The sequence below is a fragment of the Janthinobacterium sp. JC611 genome, assembly GCF_018682595.1.
Lineage (GTDB): Bacteria > Pseudomonadota > Gammaproteobacteria > Burkholderiales > Burkholderiaceae_D > Janthinobacterium.
Genome location: NZ_JAFLJN010000084.1, coordinates 1 through 299 on the forward strand (window position 1 = coordinate 1; position 299 = coordinate 299).

At 58.2% G+C, this 299-nt stretch carries 1 protein-coding gene; it reads right to left on the reverse strand.

The annotated features are described in order from the left end of the window. Positions 1-299, reverse strand: a 299-nt coding sequence (locus tag J0O65_RS28450) for a hypothetical protein (protein ID WP_215410157.1), incomplete at both ends; no start/stop codon positions are given.

Below are 299 nucleotides of genomic sequence, written 5' to 3' on the forward strand. Positions count from 1 at the left end.
TGCTCGATCTTGCCGTCCTTGTTCGTAACGCTGACGGCATCGATGTTCAGGTTCTTGCTATTAACGGCAATGCGGCCAGCCGTGTTGTCGAGCCTACTTGTATTGATGACGGTATCGCCCGTGCCCGTCTGCAGCAGCGTACCCTTGGCATTGTCCAGGTTGCCCAAATACAGGTCGAACTGGCCCGCCTGCAACGTGCCTTCCGTGTTGTGCAGAGAGACGCTCGTCGTCACATTCAGCGTGCCCGCCGTTGTCACGACCGCCTTGTTCGTGCTGACGTCACCTTGGGTTGCCGTCAG